Here is an 8,119-nt window from a genome sequence, read left to right on the forward strand (position 1 = left end):
GGCAGCCGCGAACACCGGGAACGACGCGTACAACTCACGCCCCATCCCCACCCGCTGACTCCCCTGACCCGAGAAGAGCACCGCGAGCCCGCCGGTGCCGACCGTCGAGCCGGTGACGACCTCGGGACCGGTCAGCGTCCGCAGCGCGGCCGGTCTCCCGAGCACCACGGCGCGCTCCTCGAAGGCGGCCCGGGTGGTGACGAGCGACCGGGCGACCGCCACCGGGTCGGCGCGCTCCAGCAGGTCGGCCACCCGCCCGGCCTGCGCCCGCAGCGCCTCCGGCGTGCGCGCCGACACCACGAACGGCACCACGACCGGCACCGGACCGCGGTCCTGGGCCTCAGCCGCCGCCGAAGCCGCCTCCTCCGCCGGCGCCTGCTCGACGATCACGTGCGCGTTGGTCCCGCTGGCTCCGAAGGCCGACACGCCGATCCGGCGCGGACCCTCGGTCTGCGGCCAGTCGCGCCGCTCGGTGAGCAGCTCCACCGCGCCCGACGACCAGTCGACGTACGGGGTGGGCTCCTCCGCGTGCAGGGTGCGGGGCAGCACGCCGTGCCGGATCGCCAGGACCGACTTGATCACCCCGGCGACGCCGGCCGCCGCCTGGGTGTGCCCGATGTTCGACTTCAACGAGCCCAGCAGCAGCGGATGTTCACGGTCCTGGCCGTACGTGGCGAGCAGGGCCTGCGCCTCGATCGGGTCGCCGAGCCGGGTGCCGGTGCCGTGCGCCTCGACGGCGTGCACGTCGGCGGCGGTCAGCCTGGCGTTGGCGAGGGCCTGCCGGATCACCCGCTGCTGCGCGGGACCGTTCGGCGCGGTCAACCCGTTGGACGCACCGTCCTGGTTGACCGCACTGCCCCGCAGCACCGCCAGCACCTCGTGCCCCGACCGCCGCGCGTCCGACAGCCGTTCGACGAGCAGCAGGCCCACCCCCTCGGCCCACCCGGTCCCGTCCGCCGCCGCCGCGAACGCCCTGCACCGGCCGTCCGCCGACAGGCCGCGCTGCCGGGAGAACTCCACGAACCCCTGCGCCGTGGCCATCACGCTCACCCCGCCGGCCAGTGCCAGGTCCGACTCCCCGGAGCGCAGCGACTGCGCCGCCAGGTGCAGCGCCACCAGCGACGACGAGCACGCCGTGTCCACCGTCACCGCCGGGCCCTCGAACCCGAACGTGTAGGCGATCCGCCCGGAGGCCACGCTGTCCAGCCCGCCGATGCCGAGGTAACCCTCCAACTCGCCGGGGGCGTCGTGCAGTCGGGGCGTGTAGTCGCTGCCCGCGATGCCCGCGAACACCGCGGTCCGACTGCCGCGCAGTCCGGCCGGGTCGATGCCGGCGCGCTCGAAGGCCTCCCAGGCGGTCTCCAGCAGCAGTCGGTGCTGGGGGTCGGTGGCCAGGGCTTCGCGCGGGGAGATGCCGAAGAACTCGGCGTCGAAGTCGGCGGTGGTGTCCAGGAATCCACCGTGCCGGGTGTACGAGGTGCCCTGGTGGTCCGGGTCGGGGTCGTACAGCGCCTCGACGTCCCAGCCGCGGTCGGCGGGGAACTCGGTGATGGCGTCCACGCCGTCGGACACCAGCCGCCACAGGTCCTCCGGCGAGGAGATCCCGCCGGGCAGGCGGCAGGCCATGCCGATGATGGCGATCGGTTCCCGCTTGGCGGCCTCCACCTCCTGCAGGCGCCGGTTGGCCTTCTGGGCGTCGGCCAGGGCGCGCTTCAGGTAGTCCCTGAGCTTCTGGTCGTTGGACATCGCTGCCTCTCGTATCACTGGTGTACGGGGTCGGGACGGCCGATCGGGCCGGTCAGTGGGTGTCGGAGTTGCGGTCGATCAGCTCGAACAGCTCCTCGTCGGTGGCGCTGTCGAGGTCGAACTCCTCCTCGGAGCTCAGGCCGGGCGCGAAGTCCCAGCGGTCGACCAGTGCCCTGAGCCGGACGAGGACCGACTCGCGGTCCGGATCGTCGGCGGCGGTGGTGCCGGCGAGCGCCCGTTCCAGGGCGGCCAGCGACTCCAGCGCACCGAGCTGCCCCGGTCCGCTGTTCCCGGAGGGGAGTTCGGCCAGCAGGTAGGACGCGACGGCGGCCGGCGTCGGGTGGTCGAAGACCAGCGTTGCGGGCAGCTCCAGGCCGGTGCCGGCCCCGATCCGGTTGCGCAGCTCGACCGCGGTCAGCGAGCTCAGGCCGAGCTCGCGGAAGGCGCGGTCGGCGGCGACCCCGCCGGTGTCGGGGTGGCCGAGGACGGCGGCCGCCTCCCGCCGGACCAGCTCCAGCAACGCCGCCTCCCGGGCCTGCGTCCCTTCCAGCCCGGTCAGCCGCTCCTCCCAGGGCGCGGCCCGACCGGCCTCGGCCGGACCGCCGGCCGGCGCGGTCACGGTGGTGTTGGTGACCGTCGCGTCCAACCAGTACCGCTGCCGCTGGAACGCGTACGTGGGCAGGTCGATCCGCCGCGGGCGAGCCCCGTCGAACGCGGCCGCCCAGTCGACCGGCACCCCGCGCACCCACAGTTCGGCGGCGGAGAGCAGGAACCGGCCGAGCCCGCCGTGGTCGCGGCGGAGCGTGCCGGCCACCACCGACCGGCGGCCCGCTCCCGCCGACTCCAGGGTCTCCTGGATCGGCACGGTGAGCACCGCGTGCGGGCTGACCTCGACGAAGACCGTGTGGCCCTGGTCGGCGAGCGCCCGCGTGGCCTCCTCGAAGCGCACCGTCTCGCGCAGGTTGGTGACCCAGTACTCGGCGTCCAGCCCGGCGGTGTCGTACCAGTCGCCGGTGACGGTGGACAGCAGCGGCACCTCGCCGGTGCGCGGCTCGATCGGGCCGAGCAGGTCGAGCAGTTCCTCGCGCAGCCCGTCCACCTGGGCGGAGTGCGAGGCGTAGTCGACGGGGATGAGCCGGGCCCGGACCTCCTCGGACTGGTAACCGGCGACCAGCCCGGCCAGCGCCTCGGGCTCGCCGGAGACCACCGTCGCGGAGGGGCCGTTGACCACGGCGACGGAGAGCCGGTCGCCCCAGGCCTCGATCCTCGCCGCCACCTCGGCGGCCGGCAGGGCGATCGAGGCCATGCCGCCCAGGCCGGACAGCGCCAGGATGGCCCGGCTTCGTAGGGCGACGACCCGGGCGCCGTCGGCCAGCGAGAGGCCGCTGGCGACCACGGCGGCGGCGATCTCGCCCTGGCTGTGGCCGACCACCGCGTCGGGGCGCACCCCGTGCGCCTTCCACAGCTCGGCGAGCGAGACCATCACCGCCCACAGCACCGGCTGCACGACGTCCACCCGGTCCAGTCCGGGCGCGTCCGGCGCGCCGCGCAGCACGTCGAGCAGCGACCAGTCGGTGTGCGGGGCCAGCGCCCGCCCGCACTCCTCGATCCGGGCGGCGAACACCGGCGCGGTGTCGAGGAGTTCGACCGCCATGGCGGCCCACTGCGAGCCCTGTCCCGGGAAGACGAACACCGTCCGGCCGGTCACGTCGGCGCTGCCTCGCACCAGGGCGGGCGACGGGTCGCCGAGCGCGAGGTCGCGCAGCCCGGCCGGGTCGCCGACGACGACGGCCCGCTCCTCCAGCGCGCCCCTGGTGGCGATCAGGGCATGCGCGACGTCCACCGGGTCGGCGGTGTCCAGCAGTTCGGCCAGTCGGCCGGCCTGGGCCCGGACCGCCTCCGCCGAGCGGGCCGACACCGCGAACGGCAGCACCGGCGGCGTCGCGCCGCGCTCGGGCTCGGCCGGCTCCGGCGCCTGCTCGATGATCACGTGCGCGTTGGTGCCGGACACCCCGAAGGAGGACACCCCGGCCCGGCGCGGCCGCCCGGCCTCCGGCCAGGCGCGAGCCTCGGTCAGCAGCCGGACCTCACCGGCCGACCAGTCCACGTACGGCGAGGGCTCGTCCACGTGCAGGGTCTGCGGCAGGACGCCGTGGCGGAGCGCCTGGACCATCTTGATCACGCCCGCGGCACCGGCGGCGGCCTGGGTGTGGCCGATGTTGGACTTCAGCGAGCCGAGCCACAGCGGCTGCTCCGGCGCCCGGTCCTGCCCGTACGTGGCGAGCAGGGCCTGCGCCTCGATCGGGTCGCCGAGCCGGGTGCCGGTGCCGTGCCCCTCGACCACGTCCACCTCGCCCGCGGTCAGTCCGGCGTTGGCCAGCGCCTGCCGGATCACCCGCTGCTGGGACGGCCCGCTCGGCGCGGTCAGGCCGTTGGACGCGCCGTCCTGGTTGACCGCACTGCCGCGGACCACCGCCAGCACGCGGTGGCCGTTGCGCCGGGCGTCGGAGAGCCGCTCGACCAGCAGCAGGCCGACGCCCTCGCCCCAGCCGGTGCCGTCGGCCGCCCCCGCGTACGCCTTGCAGCGCCCGTCGGCGGACAGCGCCCGCTGCCGGGAGAACTCCACGAAGGTGGTCGGCGTGGACATCACGGCGACGCCGCCGGCCAGCGCGAGGTCGCACTCCCCCGCCCGCAGCGACTGGGCGGCCAGGTGCAGCGCCACCAGCGAGGACGAGCACGCCGTGTCCACGGTCACCGCCGGCCCCTCGAACCCGAAGGTGTACGAGATCCGCCCGGAGGCCACACTTCCCGCCGTGCCGTTGCCCAGCCAGCCCTCCAGCTCCGCCGGGACCTCGCGGACCCGGGGCGCGTAGTCGTGGTACATCACGCCGGCGAACACCCCGGTACGGCTGCCGCGCAGCCCGGTCGGGTCGAGGCCGGCGCTCTCCAGCGCCTCCCAGCCGGTCTCCAGCAGCAGGCGCTGCTGCGGGTCGGTCGCCAGCGCCTCGCGCGGGGATATGCCGAAGAACGCGGCGTCGAAGTCGGCCGCCCGGTCGAGGAAGCCGCCGTGCCGGGTGTAGGAGGTGCCGGGGCCGTCCGGGTCCGGCGAGTACAGCGCCTCCAGGTCCCAGCCGCGGTCGTCGGGGAACTCCGTCACCGCGTCGCGGCCTTCGGCCACCAGCCGCCAGAGCTCGTCGGGGCTGCTGACGCCACCGGGCAGGCGGCACGCCATGCCGACGATCGCGATCGGCTCGTCGGCGCGGACCGCCACGGGTGCGGCCGCCGGGGCCACCGTGTCCGCCGCACCCAGGAGTTCGGCGAGCAGGTGCTCGGCGAGCGCGGTCGGATCGGGGTGGTCGAAGACCAGCGTGGCCGACAGCCGCAGACCGGTCGCCGCACCGATCCGGTTGCGCAGTTCGACGGCGGTCAGCGAGTCGAGCCCGAGCCCGGTGAACGAGCGGCGGGCGCCCACCGACTCGGCGCTGCTGCCGAGCACCGCCGCCACCTCGGCACGGACCAGGTGCAGGGCCGCCGCGAGCCGCTCGCCGTCGTCCGGCAGTGCGGCGAGCCGGTGGGCGAGCGGAAGCGCACCGGCCGCCGGCCCGCCCGCGCCCGCCGTGCGGCGGGCCGGCCGGACCAGGCCGCGCAGGAGGGTCGGCACGGGCCGGCCGCGCAGGGCGGCCAGGTCCAGCGGTGCCGGAACCAGAGTGGCACGGGTCGTCAACCGCTGTGTGGCTTCGAACAGTTCGATCCCCTCGGCCGAGCCGATCGGCCGGATTCCGAGCCGCGCCAGCCGGGCCTGGTCGGTGGTCGTGAGGTGTCCGGTGATGCCGCTGGCCTCGGCCCACTGGCCCCAGGCCAGCGACTGCGCGGGCAGGCCGATCGCCCGGCGGTGCGCGGCGAGCGCGTCCAGGTAGGTGTTGGCGGCCGAGTAGCTCGCCTGACCGGGCGAGCCGAGCACGGCGGCGACGGAGGAGTACAGGACGAAGGCCGCCAGGTCGTGGCCCCGGGTCAACTCGTGCAGGTGGCGTGCGCCGTCGGCCTTCGGGCCCCACACCGCCGCCAGGCGCTCGGGTGTGAGCGCCGAGAACACCCCGTCGTCCACCACACCCGCCGTGTGCACCACGGCCGTCAGCGGGTGCTCGGTCGGTATCCCGGCGAGGGCGGCCGCCAGCGCGTCCCGGTCCGACGCGTCGGCCGCCGCGATCGTCACCTCCGCACCCAGCTCCTCCAGGTCGGCCCGCAGGCCGGGCGCGCCCGGCGCGTCCGGACCGCTGCGCGAGACCAGCAGCAGGTGCCGCACCGACCGCTCGGCCACCAGGTGCCGGGCCAGCATACCGCCCAGCACACCCGTCCCGCCCGTGATCAGCACAGTTCCGGACGGATCCCACGCGCGCTCGGCGGAGGGCTCCGGCACCACGACCCGCACGAGCCTCGGCACGTGTACCCGCCCGTCGCGCACCGCGAGCTGAGACTCACCGGTCGCCAGGGCCGCCAGGACGTCCACCGACGGATCATCGACGTCGACCAGCGCCAGGCGATCGGGGTGCTCCGACTGCGCCGACCGCAGCAGACCCCACACGGGGGCAGCCGCCGGGTCGGGGGTCTCCCCGTCGTCGACGGCCACCGCGCCGGTCGTCACCACGGCCAGCCGCGAGGCACCGTTGGCCTCGTCCGCGAGCCAGTCCTGCACCCGGCCGAGGACCTCCGCCACCACCCCTTCCCGGCCCGTCACCCGAAGGAGTTCCCAGCCGCCGGCCTCGGCGTGCCCGCCGGGCAGCGGCACTTCGGGCCACTCCACCGCGAACAGCGCGTCCCGGTCGACCGGGCGGGCGGCAGCCGCCCGGATGTCCTGCACGGGCCGGGTGACCAGGGCCGCCACCGAGACCACCGGCCGGCCGTCGGGGTCCGAGGCCTCCAGGGCGTACTCGTCCGCTCCGGTCGCGGTCAGCCGCACCCGCAGCCGGGTCGCGCCGGAGGCGTGCAGGGTCACACCCCGGTACGCGAAGGGCAGCCGGCGGCCACCGGACGTCCCGCCGTGCAGCGCCGGGAGCTGGGCGGCCGCGTCGAGCAGCGCCGGGTGGAGGCCGAAGCGCGCGGCGTCGGCACCGAGTGTCCCGGGCAAGGCCGCCTCGGCGTACAGCGCGTCTCCGTCGTGCCAGACCGCCTGCAGACCTCGGAAGGCCGGGCCGTACTCGAGCCCGACAGCCGCCAGCGACTCGTACGCCTCCTCCACCGGGATCTGTTCGGCCCCGACCGGCGGCCAGGCGATCGCCGCGGCCGGCGCGGCCCGCTCGGTGAGGAGGCCGGTGGCGTGCCGGGTCCACTCTGCGTCCGCGCCGGGGCGCGAGTGGACGGTGACGGTCCGCAGGCCGTTGGCGTCCCGCTCGCCGACGGCCACCTGGAGTTGCAGCGCGCCCTGGTCGGGGAGCAGCAGCGGGGCCTCGACCACGAGCTCGTCCAGGGTGGTGGCGCCGACCTCGTCGCCGGCCCGGACGGCGAGCTCGACCAGGGCCGCACCCGGCGCCAGCACGGCGCCCAGGGCGACGTGGTCGGCCAGCCAGGGGTGGGTGCGCAGCGAGAGGCTGCCGGTGAGCAGGACACCCGTCGAGTCGGCGGGTACGACGGCCGCGCCGAGGATCGGGTGCTCGACCGCACCGAGCCCGAGGCCGCCGGCGTCGCCGGTGCGGGCGGCGGGCTCGAGCCAGTAACGGCGGCGCTGGAACGGATACGTCGGCAGGACGAGCCCGGACGGGCGGTCACCGCCGAGCAGCGCGGTCCAGTCGACCGCGTGGCCCTGGACGTGGACCCGGGCCAGCGCCGCCACCGCCGTACCGGCCTCCGCACGGTCACGGCGCAGGGCGGTCGCGGTGACCGGGGCGTCCAGGATGCCGTCGACCAGGCCGGTCAGCGTCCCGTCCGGGCCCAGCTCGACGTACGTCGTCACGCCCTCCACGTCCAACGCCGCCACCACATCGGCGAACCGGACCGCTTCGCGAACCTGACGCACCCAGTACGCCGGATCGGTGATCTCCTCCACCGACGCCACCCGCCCGGTCACGTTCGACACCACCGGGATCAGCGGCGGGTTGAAGGCGAGGGTGGCGGCGACGGCGCCGAACTCCGCGAGCATCCCGTCCAGGTGCGCCGAGTGGAACGCATGACTCACCCGCAGCCGCCGCGTCCGCCGGTCCGCGAAGTGCTCCCGCACCGACTCGACCGCATCCTCGTCCCCGGAAATCACCACCGACCGGGGCCCGTTGACCGCCGCCACGTCGACGCCGGCGACGAGTGCCGCCCGTACCTCCTCCTCCGTCGCCTCCAACGCCACCATCGCCCCACCACCCGGCAACGCCTGCATCAACCGCGCCCG

General features: G+C 75.8%; 2 protein-coding genes. Both read right to left on the reverse strand.

Annotated features, from left to right (window positions below; translation table 11 throughout):
• Positions 1 to 1,746: type I polyketide synthase (locus ACFVHB_RS39485; RefSeq protein ID WP_380332736.1), on the reverse strand; the 1,746-nt coding region annotated here is incomplete at its 3' end.
• A gap of 52 nt (positions 1,747 to 1,798) precedes the next feature.
• Positions 1,799 to 8,119: acyltransferase domain-containing protein (locus tag ACFVHB_RS39490; protein ID WP_380332738.1), on the reverse strand; the 6,321-nt coding region annotated here is incomplete at its 5' end.

Source organism: Kitasatospora sp. NPDC127111 (assembly GCF_042677465.1).
Lineage (GTDB): Bacteria > Actinomycetota > Actinomycetes > Streptomycetales > Streptomycetaceae > Kitasatospora.